The 17,305-nt window shown below is 60.5% G+C and carries 12 protein-coding genes and 1 pseudogene; 3 read left to right on the top strand and 10 right to left on the bottom strand.

What is annotated here, in order from left to right:
• The 3 genes and pseudogenes from HOLFODRAFT_RS25655 to lipB all read left to right on the top strand — a co-directional run.
• Window positions 1-271 (top strand): annotated as a pseudogene (locus tag HOLFODRAFT_RS25655) (transposase); the annotation flags it as partial.
• Between the two features lie 473 nt (window positions 272-744).
• Complete coding sequence (locus tag HOLFODRAFT_RS0200215; protein WP_026938899.1) at window positions 745-1,959, top strand: L-lactate MFS transporter; 1,215 nt, start codon at window positions 745-747, stop codon at window positions 1,957-1,959.
• 279 nt (window positions 1,960-2,238) lie between these two features.
• A complete protein-coding gene (gene lipB / locus HOLFODRAFT_RS18540; RefSeq protein WP_005031377.1) occupies window positions 2,239-3,339 on the top strand; it encodes a lipoyl(octanoyl) transferase LipB in 1,101 nt (366 codons plus the stop codon).
• On the opposite strand, the gene HOLFODRAFT_RS0200225 is transcribed toward lipB, so the two are convergent.
• The 10 genes from HOLFODRAFT_RS0200225 to HOLFODRAFT_RS0200280 all read right to left on the bottom strand — a co-directional run bounded on the left by HOLFODRAFT_RS0200225 (window position 3,333) and on the right by HOLFODRAFT_RS0200280 (window position 16,725).
• Window positions 3,333-4,547, bottom strand: a complete 1,215-nt coding sequence (locus tag HOLFODRAFT_RS0200225) for a molybdopterin molybdotransferase MoeA (RefSeq protein ID WP_005031376.1) — start codon at window positions 4,545-4,547, stop codon at window positions 3,333-3,335. The genes lipB and HOLFODRAFT_RS0200225 overlap by 7 nt on opposite strands.
• Before the next feature lie 36 nt (window positions 4,548-4,583).
• The gene (locus HOLFODRAFT_RS0200230; RefSeq protein ID WP_148300311.1) at window positions 4,584-4,844 is read right to left on the bottom strand and encodes a hypothetical protein; all 261 of its coding nucleotides are present in this window, start codon (window positions 4,842-4,844) and stop codon (window positions 4,584-4,586) included.
• 60 nt (window positions 4,845-4,904) lie between these two features.
• The gene (locus HOLFODRAFT_RS0200235) at window positions 4,905-5,738 is read right to left on the bottom strand and encodes a 4Fe-4S dicluster domain-containing protein (RefSeq protein ID WP_005031374.1); all 834 of its coding nucleotides are present in this window, start codon (window positions 5,736-5,738) and stop codon (window positions 4,905-4,907) included.
• Window positions 5,735-8,317: a molybdopterin-dependent oxidoreductase gene (locus HOLFODRAFT_RS0200240; protein WP_005031373.1), complete on the bottom strand. Its 2,583-nt coding sequence runs from the start codon at window positions 8,315-8,317 to the stop codon at window positions 5,735-5,737. Before HOLFODRAFT_RS0200240 ends, HOLFODRAFT_RS0200235 begins: the two co-directional genes overlap by 4 nt.
• 407 nt (window positions 8,318-8,724) lie before the next feature.
• Window positions 8,725-9,033: a hypothetical protein gene (locus tag HOLFODRAFT_RS0200245; RefSeq protein ID WP_005031372.1), complete on the bottom strand. Its 309-nt coding sequence runs from the start codon at window positions 9,031-9,033 to the stop codon at window positions 8,725-8,727.
• Between the two features lie 20 nt (window positions 9,034-9,053).
• Window positions 9,054-9,608, bottom strand: a complete 555-nt coding sequence (locus tag HOLFODRAFT_RS0200250) for a flavodoxin family protein (RefSeq protein ID WP_005031371.1) — start codon at window positions 9,606-9,608, stop codon at window positions 9,054-9,056.
• A gap of 110 nt (window positions 9,609-9,718) precedes the next feature.
• Window positions 9,719-10,543 carry a 4Fe-4S dicluster domain-containing protein gene (locus HOLFODRAFT_RS0200255; protein WP_005031370.1) on the bottom strand — a complete coding sequence of 275 codons (825 nt, stop codon included), beginning with the start codon at window positions 10,541-10,543 and terminating at the stop codon, window positions 9,719-9,721.
• 48 nt (window positions 10,544-10,591) lie between these two features.
• A complete protein-coding gene (locus HOLFODRAFT_RS0200260) occupies window positions 10,592-13,192 on the bottom strand; it encodes a molybdopterin-dependent oxidoreductase (RefSeq protein ID WP_005031368.1) in 2,601 nt (866 codons plus the stop codon).
• Window positions 13,193-13,571: 379 nt separating this feature from the next.
• Window positions 13,572-14,831, bottom strand: a complete 1,260-nt coding sequence (locus HOLFODRAFT_RS0200265) for a sodium:proton antiporter (RefSeq protein WP_005031367.1) — start codon at window positions 14,829-14,831, stop codon at window positions 13,572-13,574.
• Between the two features lie 409 nt (window positions 14,832-15,240).
• Window positions 15,241-16,725 carry a sodium:solute symporter family protein gene (locus tag HOLFODRAFT_RS0200280; RefSeq protein WP_005031363.1) on the bottom strand — a complete coding sequence of 495 codons (1,485 nt, stop codon included), beginning with the start codon at window positions 16,723-16,725 and terminating at the stop codon, window positions 15,241-15,243.
• Between the last annotated feature and the right edge of the window lie 580 nt (window positions 16,726-17,305).

Below are 17,305 nucleotides of genomic sequence, written 5' to 3' on the forward strand. Positions count from 1 at the left end.
CCCCTCCCCCCCATCGAGTTCCTGCGCCGCTTTGTCCAGCATGTCCTTCCGGATGGCTTCCATAAGATCCGGCACTTTGGCCTCTACGCCTGGGCCCCAGGGTGGAGGTCTGCTGGAACAGGCCAGGGCCCTGCTGCCTGCTCCGAAACCCAGAGCCGAGGCGTGTCCAGCCGAAGGCACGGGGCAACGCTGCCCTCATTGTGGTGGTCTGATCCTCTGGCGACCGCTGATGAGTGAAGCCTCCAGGGCACCCCCGGCGGTGATGCCATGACTGTCAGCCTCTCAGCTATCCATCACCTGCACCACGACCTCCACCACGGCGGGACGGCGAAGCCCTGCTATGACGCCAACTCGGTCCAAGCCCCTGCCGGGACTGTCGGGCTCAGCAGTCAGCAATCCCTGGGCGACAGGGGACCTGGCGTCCCCAAAAGTGGATCAGCAGGCGCGATTTCCCCATAGCCCTCGCCCAACTCCCCCGCCGCTCCGGGCTTGTTCAACACCGCATTTCATCGGTGGGGGCTCCGTCTACCTGAGGCAGCCTCGCCCACGCCCCACCGACGAAATGCTCACTGTTTTATTGTGGTATGGTCCTGATCGCTATTCATATTGGATGCCGGTGACTCCGGAAATGGATTTTAATGCCCGAAAAATTGAATCATCGTGTAGTATGGGTCGATGGTTTGATTGCTGTGATTAGGGAAATCGATCACTTTCGGGGGCTGAGTTACAATGTCGAGTTCGAACTTGCAGAGACGTGCGTGGGTTGTTTTGTGGACAGCTGTTGGTGTCCAGTTCCTGGGTGGACTTCTCTACATCTGGAGCGTGGTCGGTAAGGCCCTGATCAAGTCAGGTTGGACCGCCAAGCAGGCATCGCTTCCCTATACGACCGCCACCGTGGTCTTCGTGATCGCCATGGTCATGATGGGACGGGTCCAGGATGCCAAGGGGCCCCGCTTCTGCGCCACCCTGGCCGGATGCTTCACTGGATGTGGCCTGATCATTTCTGGCCTGGTCCAGAGCCCTCTCTTGATGACCATCAGCTTCGGCGTGCTGGTCGGGGCGGGTAGCGGCAGCATCAATGTCTCCACCACCCCTGCGGCCCTGAAGTGGTTCCCCGCCTCCAAGAAGGGGACGATCACGGGGGTTGTGGTTGCCGGTATCGCTCTCGCCTCCATTCTCTACGCCCCCTTGATCACCTGGCTCATCGGCGCTTACGGCGTGTCCAAGGCTCTGATCATCATGGGGATCTGCCTCCTGGTGCTCATGGTCGGTTGTGCCCAGTTCCTGGCCAATCCCCCTGAAGGCTACAACCCCAACACCGCCTCAAGCGCCAAGTCCTTCGGTGGGAGTGACCATGGCCAGGATGCGGATTGGAGAGGCATGCTGAAGAGTGCCGACTTCTACAAACTGTGGATCATGTTCGCCTTCTCATCTGCCGCAGGCCTCATGATCATTGGCCACGCCGCGACCATCGCCAAGATCCAGGTGGGCTGGGAGAAGGGATTCCTTCTCCTCATCTTCCTGGCGATTTTCAACGCCGCTGGGCGCTTCCTTGGTGGAACGGTCTCCGACAAGATCGGGCGCATCAACCTGATGCGGATCATTTTCGTGATCCAGGCCCTCAACATGCTCTGCTTTAGTCGCTACCTCTCCATCCCCCTCCTGGCTCTGGGCGTGGCCCTGGCCGGTCTCTGCTACGGGGCGAGCTTCTCGGTCTTCCCCGCCACGACCGCCGACAAGTACGGCATGAAGAACTTCGGCACCAACTACGGTGTGATCTTCACGGCCTGGGGTCTGGGCGGCATCATCGGCCCCATGACCGCCGCGGTGATCATGGACTCCACCAAGAGGTACAACCTGGCTTACCTTGTATCCTGCACCCTGCTGGTGGTCGCCCTGCTGATCAGCTTCACCTTCAGGACCTTCAAGACTGCCGCCCCCAGGGCGATCGTAAAATAGATCATCCACAGAGACACCTGTGCGGACGCTACGCACCTCGCGGCAAGAAAACCGGGGGGTGCGGTTCACCCTCTTCATCCCCTTCACCCTGGCGAAACAAAAAAGAAGAGGATTAGCCAGGATGAAGGGGATTCAGGGGATAAAGCTTGCCAACAAGCGGTGAACAACTCGGATACAACCCGCAGGCGCTCAATCACTCAAATGCAGAGCTGTACTCAGTTCAGTGGTGGGTTTTCTGGCTGAGTTCCGCCGATCGTCGGGAAGGGTTAAAGTCGTTCCATGAGCGAGCGACGTCCTGCACAGTTCCGCCATCTGGGCCCCGTGCTCTATCCGGCGGGGCTTTTCATGCAGAAGGCCATGGCCGATCTGGTCCGTTCCGGGGAACCTGATCAGATCCTCGTGGTGGAGCACGATCCGGTCTATACCCTGGGCCGCCATGCCTCCCCGGAAGACATCCATGTGGATGCTGCCTTCTTGAAGGCGGCGGGTATCCGGGTCCATCGGATCGACCGGGGGGGGCAGGTTACCTATCACGGCCCTGGCCAGATCGTGGTCTATCCGGTTTGCGACCTCCGGGGGGGGCGTCGCGATGTGGGGCGCTTCGTGCGCAACCTGGAGGAGGCGATGATCCGCACCGCCGGGGATTTCGGTGTCACGGCCACGCGCCTCTCGGGCTGTCCGGGGATCTGGGTGGGGGATCGCAAGCTCGGAGCCCTGGGTCTCCATCTCCGGCGCTGGATCTCCACCCATGGCCTGGCCTTCAATGTGTCGCCGGATCTTCGCCCCTTCGGCTGGATCACCCCTTGCGGCATGAGGGACAAGGGCGTCTGCAGTCTCCACTCACTCCTCGGGGACGACTGCCCCACCTGGGACCAGGCGGCGGATCGGCTGAGCTTCCACCTCGCCGAAACCATGGCGTTGGACCCCCTGGCGGTGCCAGCTCCCAGCCTGAGCGTTTCCGCCACCACCTGGCGTCGCACACTGACCGGTCCAGAGGTGCTGGTGATGCTTCGCCAGCCCGTGGAGGGACTCTGGTGGTCCAGCGTGACCGGGATGGTGGACCCTGGAGAGAGCCTTGCGGAGGCGGCGATCCGGGAGGTCCGGGAAGAGACCGGCTTGGAAGGGCGCCTGCTCCCCCTGGACTATGCCCACTCCTTCTACATCGATCCCCGGGTTCTGGAGATCCGGGCAGGGAAACCGCACTTCAACCGGGAAACCTGCTTCCACATGGAGGTCTCTCCCGGGGCTGTGGTGGACCTGAACTTGGCAGAGCATAGCGCATACCGCTGGTGCAGCCTGGAAGAGGCCGAGGACCTGGTCCTCTGGGACGGAGCCAAGGAGGCCATCCGGCGGCTGGGGAGGCTCCTTTCGGGTCAGTGATCCTCTGCCTGTTCCGTCATCTGGACGGGGATGAAGTCGCCCCGCTTCAGTTCCAGGATGTCGGCCTCCACCACGGCAAGCCCATTGGCCAGCAGCATGGAGGTGAGCACGCCTGAGCTCTGGGATCCCGTCAGCCGGGCGTGAAGGCCATCCTCCTGCTCCTGGAGCATCACCCTCAGGAAGTGGGTCTTGCCATCCGGCCTGGGCTTCTTCCAATCCTCGTCCAGGATCGCCTTGCGCATGGGGCGGAGGCAGTCCTTGAAACCCATCATTTGCCGGAGGGCAGGGCGGACATACTCTTCGACCATCACCATGGCTGACACTGGATTGCCAGGAATGCCGAAGATGGGCTTGCCGTTCAGAGTCCAGAATCCGAAGGGGCCTCCGGGCTTCTGGGCGACCTTCCAGAAGACTTGCTGGGCTCCCAGCTCCTCCAGGACCGGTTTGATGAAGTCGAAGTCACCCTCCGAGACGCCTCCGGTGGTCAGGAGGATATCGCAGGTTTCCATGGCCTTCTGGATGGCGGCGTGGACACGCTCCCTCTTGTCCGGCACCCGGGGCAGGGGGCATGGGATGGCTCCGAAGGTCGCGACCTGGCTGCAGATCCCGGGATTGTTGGAGTCCCGGATCTGTCCAGGCCCCGGGTGCTGCTTCACATCCACCAGCTCATTGCCTGTGCTCATGACCACGACCCTGGGGCGGACCCGCACCGGCACCTCGGACACGCCGAGGGAAGCCAGTACGCCGATGGCGGCGGGTTTGAGGAGGGTACCGGCTGAAAGGACCCTGGCCCCTGGCCAGATGTCATCCCCGGCCCAACGGATATTGGACCCACGCTCGACTGGGTTCGGGAACTCCACCCAGTCCTGGCCGAACAGGGTGTGTTCAAGGGGGACGACGGTATCTGCCCCTTCCGGCAGGGGAGCGCCGGTCATGATCCGTACGGCAGAAGCGGGAGCCACCCTGTGGTGGGGCACCTGACCGGCGGCCAGGGTCCCCTGCACCTGCATGCGAAGTCCCGGTCGAAGGTCCTCAATCCGGATCGCAAAGCCGTCCATGGCCGAATTGTTGAAGGGCGGGATCGACTCACGGGAAAGGATGTCCTCTGCCAGGGCCCTCCCCGCAGCTTCGCTGAGGGGAACCTGTTCCACAGGCAGGGGGGGGATTGCCCCCAGGATCATGCCTAGTGCTTCTGAATACGTGGTCATGTTCGCTTTCCGGGTCATGTGGGTGCGAAGGGCAGACTAGCTCCGGCCGCGTCGCTCTTCGAGGGATTCCAGGACTCCCATTCCAAGGGCCTGATCGAGGAAACGGTAGATGCGGGGGCGGTTGAGCTCAAGGCATTTGGAAATCGTGCTGATCCGGGTGCCACTGGCATAGGCCAGAATCACCTGCGCCCGCAGGGCGCGCGTCTCCGGTTCTTTGCGGGAAAAGGCCACCATCATGAGGTGGCGGATGGTCTCATTGTTGAGTATCAAGGGCGATCGCATGGAATGGCGTCCCACGGTTGTGCTCCATAACGTTTGAAGGCGATTCTGGTCTTTCAGGGCTCTTCAACTCATCCCTTACAGGTGGATGACTCCGATATTGAGGCTCTCCTTGAGCCTGATGACGCAGGCCTTGGTGATTCCGGTGTGTTCCGCTTCAATCTGGTAATCGCCACTGTCCCTGTCGAACCCGTCCAGCTTGAAGTTGCCGTAGTTGTTGGTCCGGGTGCTCCAGGTGGCCTGGGTGGCCACGTGGGTGACGGTCACCTTGGCGTCGACCGCGCACTCAAGGCCATAGTGGATGGCGACGCTTCCCGCGATATGGCATTTGGTGAAGCGGTAGAGGTTCTTGTACCAGACCCGGGGCCGGGTCTGGTACTCGGGATGGAAATGCTCGAGCTTCTCCTCCGCCACGCGCTTTTCCATCTCCAGGTCTTCGAGGAGGGCGAACTCCATGGCACCCGTGGCGCAGCTGTGGGAGCAGCGCGGCTGGGCCCAACCCTTGTCCAGGAGGTGTGCGCACATGGTGCACTTCTGGGCGATGGCCTTCTCGTCGTTCCAGTAGATCGCCCGGTACGGGCAGGAATCCACGATTTCCTTCTGCCCCTGGGCCTTGACGGGATCGATGATCACGATGCCGTCCTCCCGGCGATAGACTGCGCCATCCCTGGAGGCGCGGATGCACGGAGCATCCTCACAGTGCATGCAGGGCTTGGGCAGGTAGCAGACGTCCTGGAGGGGGTACTGGCCCCGTTCGATGTTCAGGATGTCCATCCAGCGGTGGCCAAGCCGGGGCGTGGAAACGGCGATCGGGGAGTGATCGTTGTCCCAGTGTTCATCCTTGCAGCTGATGAAGCAGTTGTTGCAATCGTGGCATCTGGCCACGTCGATGATCAGGTTGACTTTCTTCATTGCTTGACCTCTTCCCATTTTTCGATCTGAACGAGGCAGGAATTCGAAGCCATTCCGTACGAGTTCTTGGTCATGAAGCGCTTGGGGGTCAGGAGGTTGATGCAGCCAGCCCGGTCCGGAGACTCGCCGGGCTTGCCCACGGCCTGGTAGTCGGCGCAGGATTCGTAGGAGTGCACCGTTCCGGAGGGAATGCGCTCCGTGACTTGGGCGGCCATGATCACGGCGCCGCGATCATTGAATACCTTCACCAGATCGTGGTGATGGATGCCCCGGGCGAGGGCGTCCTGAGTGTTGAGGCGGATGATCCAGTAGCGGTGTCCGTCCTCTTTGAGCACACGGTGGTCGCGGATCTCGTTCAGCCAGCTTTCCTTGAGGTCGCCCATGGTGTGGAAGCTGAAACGCGGGTGGGGCGATACCACCTGCAGGGGGTATTTGTTGTAGCCGGGGGAATGGTGGCCTTCCCAGGAAGGGACATACTTGGCCACCGGGCTGCGCTCCTCGTCGTCCGGATCAAACCTCATGAGGCTGCTGCTCTCGAACTCGATCTTGCCCGTGGTGGTCTGCAGCCCTTCGAAGCCCACCGTATCCTGGGGCATCGGGCCCCAGTCCGGGGTGTCCATCTTTCGCCCTTCGGCGAACCACTGCATGGCGGGGGTGGACGGGGTGCCCTTGGGCTTGTTGGGCACCACGTAGTAGCCCTTCTCCATGAACTTCTCCCAGGTGATGCCCTTGGGGAGATCCGTGGCGTGGAAGACCTGCTTCACCCAGTCCAGCTCCGTCTTGCCGCCATCGGTGAAGGCCTCCCACAGCCCGAGCCGCTTGGAGAGTTCGGCGAAGATCTCATAGTCGGACTTGGACTCTCCCAGGGGTTCGATGCACTTGGCCTGGAGGCTGATGATCCGGTGGTTGCACTGGCTGTAGGTGTGGGGGATGTAGCCCGAGCAGTTGGCGAACTCGCTGATGTCCCACCGCTCGAAGTTGGTGCAGGCCGGAAGGATGATATCGGCGAACTGAGCCTCCCCCTCGAACCAGATGGATTGGTTTACGGCGAAGGGGAGCTTGTCCGTCTGGTACATCTTCACGTAGCGGTTCGTTTCCGTCATGGTGCCGATGAAGGACCCACCGTAGCGGTAGTACATCTGGATCCGGGGATAGCCGGGGGCCGGGTACTCGTACTTCTGGAACTGGGCCTCGATGCTGGAGCCGCAGAAGCCCTTGCCGCGCCATTCCAGTTTGCCGTCCAGGATGGCTTCGGGGATGCGCAGGCGGGGAATGTGCTGTCCTGAGGGACTGTTGATGGGGGAGCTGGAGGGGCGGCCATTGGCGAACATCCGGTAGGCGAATTCATGGCCAGCGGCCGAGTTCGTGGTGTCGCAGGCGATGCCTCCCTCCGCGTAGCCGGGGAAATAGAAGCCTTCATCGCAGGGGGCGCCCTGGGTGGTGGACCACATGTTTCGTCCAGGCTTGCCCATGCCCTGCATGGCCGCCAGGCAGATCATGAAACGGGCCCACTCGTTGCCTGTGGCCGAGCGGCAGGCGCCACCCCAGCCGCCAAGGCCACCGGCCGCAACAGTCGTCTTGGTTGTGCCCCATTCCCGGGCCAGGGCCTTGATCTCGCGGGCTGGAATCCGGGTCTCGTTGGCGGCCCACTCCGGGGTCTTGGGAATGCCGTCGGCGCCCCCGAGGATATAGTCCTTCCACGTGTCGAAGCCGTGGGTGCGGGTGGCGACGTATTCTTTGTCGTAGAGGTCCTCGGTGATCCAGACATAGGCGATGCCCGCCGCCAGGGCAGCATCGGTGCCGAGCCGGGGCGAGAACCACTTGTCGGCAAAGAGTCCGGCGCTGTGGTTGAAGTAGGGGTCGATGAAGATCATCTTGACGCCGAGCTCCTTCAGCCAGAAGCGGCGCGGGGTGCTCTCGAAGGCGCTGTAGATGCCGTTGTTCACCTCAGGGTCCGAGGACCAGAAGATGATGGTTTCCGTGTTCTTGAGGCCATCCTCCAGCAGGTCGTACTGGGGAGGGTTGCCCAGACGCCAGCTGAAGCCCCAGGTGTGCATGCCGCCCCAGTGCCACCCCTCCCAGCTGTCTGGGTTGTGGTCGGCATAGGTGAAACCCGCCAGGTTCATGAACCGGAACAGGGTGCTGAATCGGTAGCCGACATTGCCCCAAAGGTGGTGGGAACTGGCGGTGCTCATGATGGCGGCCGGGCCGAAGTCACGCTTGATGCGGATCATCTCCTTGGAGACGGTGTCCAGGGCCTCCTCCCAGGTGATCCGCTCGTAGCCGGAAATGCCCCGGTTCTGGCAGTTCCGCTCACCGTTCGGATCGAAATCCACCCGCTTCATGGGGTAGAGGATCCGCTTCGGGGAGTAGATCATGGATTTCTGGGCGGCGGTGACCGGTGTGATGGTGGCCTTCCTGGGGGGGGTGAACTTCCGACCCCTTGCCTCGATCTCCCAGGAGGCGGCATCCTCCTCGGCCAGATCCATGGGGATGATCCGCACGATCTTGCCGTCCTTGACATCAACGAAGACTGGGCCGCCCGTTGTACTGTTCGTGAGTCGCTTTTCGCCGGTCATCTGAGTTTCCATCCGTGTGTGGAGCTGACAGTCTGGACTGGTGTTAACTGTATTAAAAACATGTAAATGCATTTATGGTGACCGATGGTTTGGAATCGCTCGTCCATCTGTCTATGCGGATTGCATGTCTGATGTGTCCCGCCTGGTGGTTCATCTGTATCGATTGTATCAGTACGCACCGGGGCCGGTGCAAGAATCTCAGCGGAAAAACATATCCAAAACGACAACGAGTATCCGTCCAGCCCGTTGGGGTCTGAACGCATACTGGTGAGTCGTCATGGCCAGATTCGGCGGGCAGGATAGGGGGCTGGAACGCTTTCCCCCCGCATCCTGCGTTACAAAAAACGCGGCGTCGTCTGGCCCTTCATGGTCTTCAAAGCTGCTATCAGGTATGACCTTGCCGTGTTCTACTTGCTCTTCTCGCGCTGTGACAGTCGGAGGAAACAGGTTTCCTTCTTGTTCTCCGTGCCGTATTCAACGTCGAAGGCCTGGTCTTCCTTGGCAGCGGCTTCGAAATCATCCTTGGTGTAGGTCAGGGTGCCGCCATTCTTGTGGCAGAGCACCTTCAGGTGGGTCGCGAGAAGCATGGAGCTGTTCTCCACTTCGTCTGCGCGGGCGATGGCTTCCTTGACAACCTTCACGAGCTCTTCCCGGCTCATGGAATCCATGGCGGCATTGAGCTTGTCCAGAATCGCCTGGCCATTGTTCATCTTCATGGGGTTACCTCTCTGCTGCTTTAACGGGCCAGGGCCTTGCCTGCTTCATAGGCGCGGATTTTCAGTGCTGCGTCGTGTTCGGCGCTTTCGGGGTCGTTTCCGTTGGTACAGACGATGTTGCCCGCGTGCTCAAAACCCAGAGCCGGGAACATGGCGGCGGTGTAATCGAAGTAGGAATCGAACATGTGGGGATCTTCCATTCCCTGGGAGTAGACCGTGAGGATCTTCTTCTTCCCGAAACGGGGCTGATACTCGCTGTCGGTCAGGGGGAAGAGGCGGTCATAGAGATTCTTCACGGGGCCGGTCATCTGCATCATGTAGATGGGGGATCCCACCACTACTGCATCGGCTTCTTTCACCTTCTGAAGGGCCTCGTGCAGCTCATCCTTGATGATGCAATCGTCCTTGACCCGGCAGGCGAAGCAGCTCTGGCAAGCCATGAACTTCATTTTGAACAGGGTGTAGAACTTCACCTCTGCACCCATGTCCCTGGCGCCGCGAGCCACGGTATTGAGAAGGGTCACGGTGTTGCCATCCATGCGGGGGCTGCCGTTGAAAATGACTATCTGCTTCATAGTGCCTACTCGTGTCGAAGAGCGTTGCGCAACGATCAGGTGGCTGCAGCAACATGAATTAAGGAAATAGGAGAGCCCTCATAATAAGGGCTCTCCCATGGGACTAGCAACTACAGCTGGATGTAGCCCAAGTTCTTGGACTCATCAGCGATCGTCACCGTGCAAGAAGCCTTCTTGCCAGCGGCATCGACCTCGAGGGTGTATTCACCGTTCTCGAGACCGTCGAACTTGAAGTCACCGAAGAAGTTGGTCTTCTGGGTGGCCTCGACACCGGCACCCTTGCAGGTGACGGTGGCGTTCTCAAAGCAGTCGCCCTTGACCAGCACGCCGGCGGCGATGAAGTTCTTGGTGAACTTCTGCAGGTTCTTGTAAAGGACGCGGGGCTTGGTGCCCAGCTCGGCCTTGTAGGCCTGCAGGCCCTCTTCCTGAACCTTCTTCTCCATCTCGGCGGGCGTGATGTCGAAGAACTGCATGGCACCGGTGGGGCAGGTGTGGGAGCAGCGGGGCTGCTTGGGGGTCCACTCCTTGCTGTCCAGCAGGTGGGCGCAGCCCGTGCACTTCTGGGCGCACTTGATCTCTTCGTTGTAGTAGATGGCGCCGTAGGGGCAGGACTTGGCCAGCGCCTCGTTGCCCTTGGCTTTTTCCATGTCGATCATGACGATGCCGTCAGCGCGACGGGTGACAGCGCCATTGCCGGCCTTCTCGCAGGGAGCGTTCTCACAGTGCTGGCAGGGCATGGACAGGAAGGCCACGTCGTTGCGGGAGTACTGACCGCGCTCGCGGCGCAGGATGTTCATCCAGCGCTGGCCGTGGCGGGGCTGGGCGGCGGTGTAGCCGGGCCAGTCGTTGCCCACGAATTCGTCCTTGCAGGCCATGAAGCAGTTGTTGCAATCATGGCACTTGGCTACATCAATAACCATGTAGAATTGAGACATTTGGATTTTTCTCCTGTTGAAGATTGGTGATCGATCGAAGAACTACGATCAATAGATCTCGTAGATGCCGCCGTCCCACTTCTCAACTTCGAGCTGGGTGGAGTTGGGGGCCATGCCGCAGGCGTACTTCGACATGTAGCGATCGGGGGAGAGGATGTTCACGCAGCCACCGCGGTCCGCAGACTTGCCGGGCTTTCCGAGGGGATTGTACTCAGCGCAGGACTCGTAGGAGTGAACGGTGCCAGGCTGGAGGCGCTCACCGACCTGGGCGCAGAGGATGACGGAGCCGCGGTCGTTGAAGGCGCGGATCAGATCACCATCCTTGATGCCACGGGCAGCGGCATCGATGCTGTTCATGCGCATGATCCAGTAGTAGTGGCCGTTCACCAGGACGCGGTGGTCCTTGATGTCGTTCATGAAGCTGTCCTTGCCGTCACCCATGGTGTGCATGGAGAAGCGGGGGTGGGGGGACAGCATGCCGAGGGGGTACTTCTTGGCGAGGGGGCTGTGGTGGCTTTCCCAGGCCGGCACGTAGGTGTGCATGGCGGGACGGTATTCGTCGATGAAGCCCTGCTCTTCGAAGTTCTTGAGGCTGGTGGCGATGAACTCGACCTTGCCCGTGGTGGTCTGCAGGCCCTTGCGGTTGACCTGGTTGTTGAGACGGGGGCCCCAATCGGGCGTATCCTTCTCGCGGTCTTCGGCGAACCAGCGCAGAGCAACGGTCTTCTTGCGGTCCGGATTGTCGGGCACCACGAAGTAGCCCTTCTTCTTGAACTCGGCGAAGGTCATGTGCTTGGGCATGTCGGTGGCGTTGAAGTACTGCTCACACCAATCCAGCTCGTCCTTGCCCTCGGAGAACATCTGCTCGATGTTCAGCTTCTTGGCGATCGCACGGTAGATCTCGTAGTCGGACTTGCTCTCGCCCAGGGGCTCGATGCACTTGGCCTGCATGGAGATCACGCGGTGGTTGCAGAGGATGTAGTTATCGGGGATGTAGCCGGAGCAGTTGGCGAACTCCGAAATGTCCCAGCGCTCGAAGTTGGTGCAAGCGGGCAGGATCAGATCGGCGAACTGCACTTCGCCCTCGAACCAGATGGACTGGCTGACGACGAACTCGAGGCTCTCGTGGTTGTACATCTTGGCGTAACGGTTGGTGGCCGTCATGGTGCCCATCCAGGGGCCGCCGTACTTCCAGAGCATCTTGATCTTGGAGTATCCGGGAGCGGGGTACTGGTACTGGTGCAGCTGGTGCTGGATATCGCCACCGGCGAAGCCCTTGCCGGACCACTGGAACTTCCCGCCCATGATGCACTCCGGCACCTTCAGACGGGGGATGTGCTGACCGGCCGAGGTGTTGATGTTGGAGGGGGAGGGGAAGGTGGTCTTGCCGTCGAACATGCGCCAGGCGAACTTGAAGCCCGCAGCGGAGTTCTCGCAGTCACCGGAGATGCCGCCCTCGGCGTAGCCGGGGAAGTAGAACTCGGTGTCCACGGGGGTGCCCTGGGTGGTGGACCAGATGTTGGAGCCGGGCTTGCCCATTCCCTGCATGGTGGCCAGGGCGATCATGCCGCGGGACCACTCGATGCCGTGGGAGGCGCGGCAGGCGCCGCCCCAGCCACCCAGACCGCCAGCGGCCAGGTAGGTGTTCTTCTTGGCCCACTCGCGGGCCAGGGCGCGGATGTCGGGAGCGGAGCAGCCGCTCTCCTGCTCGGCCCACTCACAGGTCTTGGGCACGCCGTCGGTCTTGCCGAGGACGTACTCAGCCCACTCTTCGAAGCCGTGAGCGTGGGTGGCCACGTATTCCTTGTCGTAGGTGCCTTCGGTCAGCCAGGTGTAGGCGATGGCGAAGGACAGGGCGTGGTCGGTGCCGATCTTGGGGGAGAACCACTTGTCGCTGTGGAGGGCGGCGGTGTGGTTGAAGAAGGGGTCGATGAAGACCATCTTCACGCCCAGGTCCTTCAGCCAGTAACGGCGGATGGTGGACTCGTGGGCAGCGTAGATGCCGGAGTTGGTCTCGGGGTCGGAGGACCAGAAGACGATCATCTCAGCGTGCTTCAGGCCGTCCTCGAGCAGGTCGTACTGCTCGGGGTTGCCCAGGCGCCAGCTGAAGCCCCACATGTGCATGCCGCCCCAGTGCCAGCCTTCCCAGCTGTCGGGGTTGTGATCGGCATAGGTGAAGCCCATCATGTTCATGAAGCGGAAGTAGGTGCTGTGCCGGTAGCCCACGTTGCCCCACATGTGGTGGGAGCTGGGGGAGGACAGGATGGCGGCGGGGCCGGACTCGCGCTTGATGCGGTTGATCTCGGTCACCAGGAGGTCGATGGCTTCATCCCAGGAGATCCGCTCGTAGCCGGAGATACCGCGGTTCTGGATGTTGCGCTCGCCGTTGGGATCGAAATCGACGCGCTTCATGGGGTACATGTTGCGCTTGTCGGAGTAGATCATGGACTTGAAGCCAGCCGTGAAGGCCATGACCGTCGTCTTGCGGGGAGGGGTGAAGGTTTTGCCGCGGGCCTCGATCTTCCAGGAAGCCGCGTCAACCGCGTCATCAAAGTCCATCGGGGTCATACGGACGATCTTGTCGTCCTTCACGTAGACGAAAACTGGACCACCAGTCGTGGAATTCGTCAAACGGACTTCATTGCCCATTTTTATTCTCCTTGATTAGGTTTTTTGGTGAGTACTGACGTGCTTTTGTGCGAACTGCAGGGGTGTTGATGCTTGCTGGGCCTGGCCCGTGCGCTACTGCGTCATACAGTCACCTCCCTCAGATTTCCCAGAACAGGATTAGCGGTTAGTGGTTTGACTATTAGGGGCGGGTGTCCCGCCTGGTGAATCATGTGTACCAATACTACCAGGGTCGTGTTTGGGTGGAAGAGGAAAGTACCGTATTGCGGTTGTAAAGTACCGAAATTGATCGGTTCCTTGGCGTCATTGATGTAAGTCGTTTTATATATTCTGCTTACTTGTGCGGCTGGGCCCACAGCCTTCTCATGGTGTAACTTGGGACTCCGCCGGAGAACATAGGTCAATAGCTCGGAATTATCCAGGCCGTAACTAGATAGATTGGGAGCAGGACGGCGATGGCCATCACGGCGTAACGGAAGAAGCTCGGCATCCGGTAGCCAGCGGATTCGGCAATCGACTTGACCATGAAGTTGGGGCCGTTGCCGATGTAGGTGTTGGCGCCCATCAGGACTGAACCGGCGCTGATGGCTGCCAGGAGATTGGCCGGAATCCCGACCACGCTGGTGGGAAGGCCCAGGGAGCTTGCCGTGGCCTGCGCTGTGGTGAAGAAGGTCAGGTAGGTGGGGGCGTTGTCGAGCACGCTGGAAAGCCCACCGGATACGAGGAAGAAGTGCCAGGGTTTGGTCAGACCAAGGGAGGGACCCGTGTGCTCGAGGAGGGTCAGGGCCGGGGCCATGGTCACGAAAATGCCGATAAAGAGGATCGCCACTTCGATGATGGGGCCGAAATTGAATTCGTTCCTGGTGCGTCCCGTGGAGCTTCCGAGCTTGAGTGATGCGATGGCGGAGGCAACCATGACGATTTCCCGGTACGGGGTCGGGATGAACACGGCGAGCACGATGACGAGCAGCCAGAGAAGATTCAGGCGGCCATCCATCGACAGGGGCTCTACCTCGTGGTCATCCTTCCAGATGGCCGGTGGCGTTTCGCGCGTGTAGGCCCTACGATCCAGGAAATAGAACACCGCCAGAAGATAGACAATGGCGATCAACCAGATCGGGAAGAGGCGCATGGTCCAGAAGAAGGGCACCCCGCGCAGGAATCCGAGGAAGAGGGGGGGATCCCCAAGAGGGGTGAGCAGGCCCCCGGCGTTGGATACCAGCAGGATGAAGAAGAAGGGGATGTGCGACACCCTTTCCCGTTCGGAGTTGGTGCGCAGAAGCAGGCGGATGAGCACCATGCTGGCGCCTGTGGTGCCGATCACGCTGGCCAGGACTGCGCCTATGCCCAGCATGATCGTATTGTTCCGCGGGGTCGCACGGAGGTCGCCGCCGATATGGATGCCCCCGGCAACCACGAAGAGGGAGCCGAGCAGGCAGATGAAGGAGGCATACTCGATACCCACGTGCAGGAGGTGGGTGGGGCTGACGGACAGAAGCCACACCGCGATGGGGGCCGCAAGGATGACTGCGACGATGCCCTTGTTGCGGTTGTGGTCCCACCAGTGGGGGGCCGCCAGGGGCAGGATTGCGATGCATGCCAGCATCAGGACGAAGGGCAGGACCGCGTAGAGGGGTACGACAAGCTGGTGTGTTGGCATAGAAGGACTATTCCTTGTTTCAAACGCAAACATGACTCCCGAGCTTGGCCCCAGGAGTCATGTCTGTGTTGTGTGCTAGCTCGGCTCTTGGAAGGGGGCCCCTAGGTGTCAAGCCCCCCCTTCATGAAATACGCTTTGAGCGGTTAGCTAGTTGGGGCTCTTGCGCCCCTTGTTCTTGATGCTTCCGTAGACGCACATCAGCCCAAGCACCACGCCGATTCCGGCAAGGTAGGCGGCGACACCGACATTGACTGCACCCATGTTGAATCTCCTTAAAGGTTGGTAGGGTCTACCACTTCTGACCGGGGTTGGTGACGCGCCAGATGCCGTAGATGATCCCGGACATCACGATGGTCACCAGGAATTCAGCGATAAAGATCTTCAGTGCCCACATGGTGGTTTCCTCCTATCAGGCCTGTTCGTTCGCAAGGGAGGTGAGGAGGGTCTTGTGTTCCTTGGAGCGGCGCCAGCCGACCTCACCGGGCAGGATCAGGTTGGTGACAATGCCGAGCACGATGGAGCAGACGGTCACCGGATACATGTTGATGGCCCAGGGGCCCGTGGCCCAGGAGGGGGTGGCGAAGGTCCAGATCATGTTCACCGCGAAGGTGACCAGCACCGTGATCCAGGCCGCAGACTTGCTGCGTTTCCAGACCATCCCGATGAAGTAGATCACGAAGATGGGAATGCCGAAGGAGAAGCACCAGAGGAAGACCGGGAAGATGATGGGCACGAAGAAGGCGGGGACGCAGGCGATGATGCCGCAGACGATGATCATGGGGCGCATGAGCTTCATGCGGGTCTCATCCTTCATGTCAGGCCAGATGGCCCGCTTGAAGACATCGTTCACGATGATGGTGGAGTTGCCGATCATCACGCTGGCGCCGGTGGAAAGGGTGGCGGCCAGGAGGCAGACCATCAGCAGGCCCACGATGGGGGCGGGCAGGGTCTTGAGGGCCAGCTCGATGACGGAGAGCTTGGGGCCGACCTTGGCAATGGCGGGCAGTGACATGGCGATGAGGCCCATGATGACCCAGGGGAAGGCGGAGATGCCGTTGATGCCGGCGCAGGCGAAGACGCCCTTGCGGCAATCCGCGTCGGTGCGGGCGGCGAGCATGGGGATGTAGGTGCCCTGGTTCACAGCCGCAGCGGAGACGTGCAGCACGAACACGGGAATGATCATCTGGAACACGAGGGGGGTGGAAATCTTGAATACGCCGAATTTCCACATCTCGTTCTGAGCTGCATAGAAGTCGATGACGCCCTGCCAACCCATGGCGTGGGCCGTGATCCATCCACCCACCATGAAGAGGGCGAGGTAGGAACCGAGGATCATGACGATGGCGTTGAGCGTGCTCACGAAGGAGTACTGCAGCACACCGCCGAAGATCACGTAGGCCAGGATCAGGAGGAAGGCCGCGAGGATGCACCAGGGGCTGTAGGCCAGCTGACCGCCGGTCAAGCCATAGATGGCGGCGGCGGTGGCGAGGGTCTCAGCCATGGCGATGCCGCTCCAGGTGAAGACGTTGGTGCAGCCCTGAAGGTAGCGCATCTCCACACCGAAGAGCTTTTCCATGCCCTCGGGGAAGGTTTCCACCTTCATCTGGCGGAGCCAGGGGCCGAGCCACATCATCATGATGGGCAGGAAGATGCCGCCCACGATCATGGCCCACCAGAGCACGGAGGCGCCCATGCCCGCGGAGGCTTCCCAGAGGGACATGGTGTGACCGGAACCCAGGGGGATCAGGGTGAGGCCGAGGGCCACGGGCACCCAACCGAGGGCGTTCTTGCCCTGGAATTCATCAAGGCTGTTGACCTTGCCGCGCAGGTACCATTCCGTGCCTAGGAATACGAGAACGTAGTATCCGATGGCGTAGTATAATGCAGAACTCATTTATCCTCCTTCAGTCCATTTGTTCGGGTCGGATGTTGTCCGATGTGCTGCTTTAGGGCGTGAGCTAAAAATTTGGGGCGATCTGCGGCGTGACTGTGTGTTGTTCACCTCCGAATAAAATTCGTTACTGGTGACAGGTACGACTCTTTCGCGGGTCACATACGCGCCTCCTATGGGACTGCGGAATCGAGCTCGATTCGCGATGTATAGGGCATTTTTTCTCAGACAGTATTGCCTGGTGGGATGTTTGTACCAATCCTAGCCGGGACCCAGGCACATATCTACCCCAAAAAAACCTCCAGACAATATATCCGTACCGTCATGCGGTTTCCGTCTACATGTCTAGGCATCTATATTAATGTGCCTATATTGGGCGCTTTGTTGAACGAAGCCGCTCCGCGGCGGGGGTGGCGCCGTGTGGCGGGCCCGCGCAGTAAGAAAGCTAGCAATTCCATGTAAATGAAGGCTCCTTGGTCATCGCGATGTTGACGCATCGCCAGACGACTGTCAAGCGACATGAAAATTAACCCACCCGGCGACACGAATATTGACCCCCTTGTTGTATGAGCCCGTGGGGTGT

It is taken from the genome of Holophaga foetida DSM 6591 (genome assembly GCF_000242615.2).
GTDB classification, from domain to species: domain Bacteria; phylum Acidobacteriota; class Holophagae; order Holophagales; family Holophagaceae; genus Holophaga; species Holophaga foetida.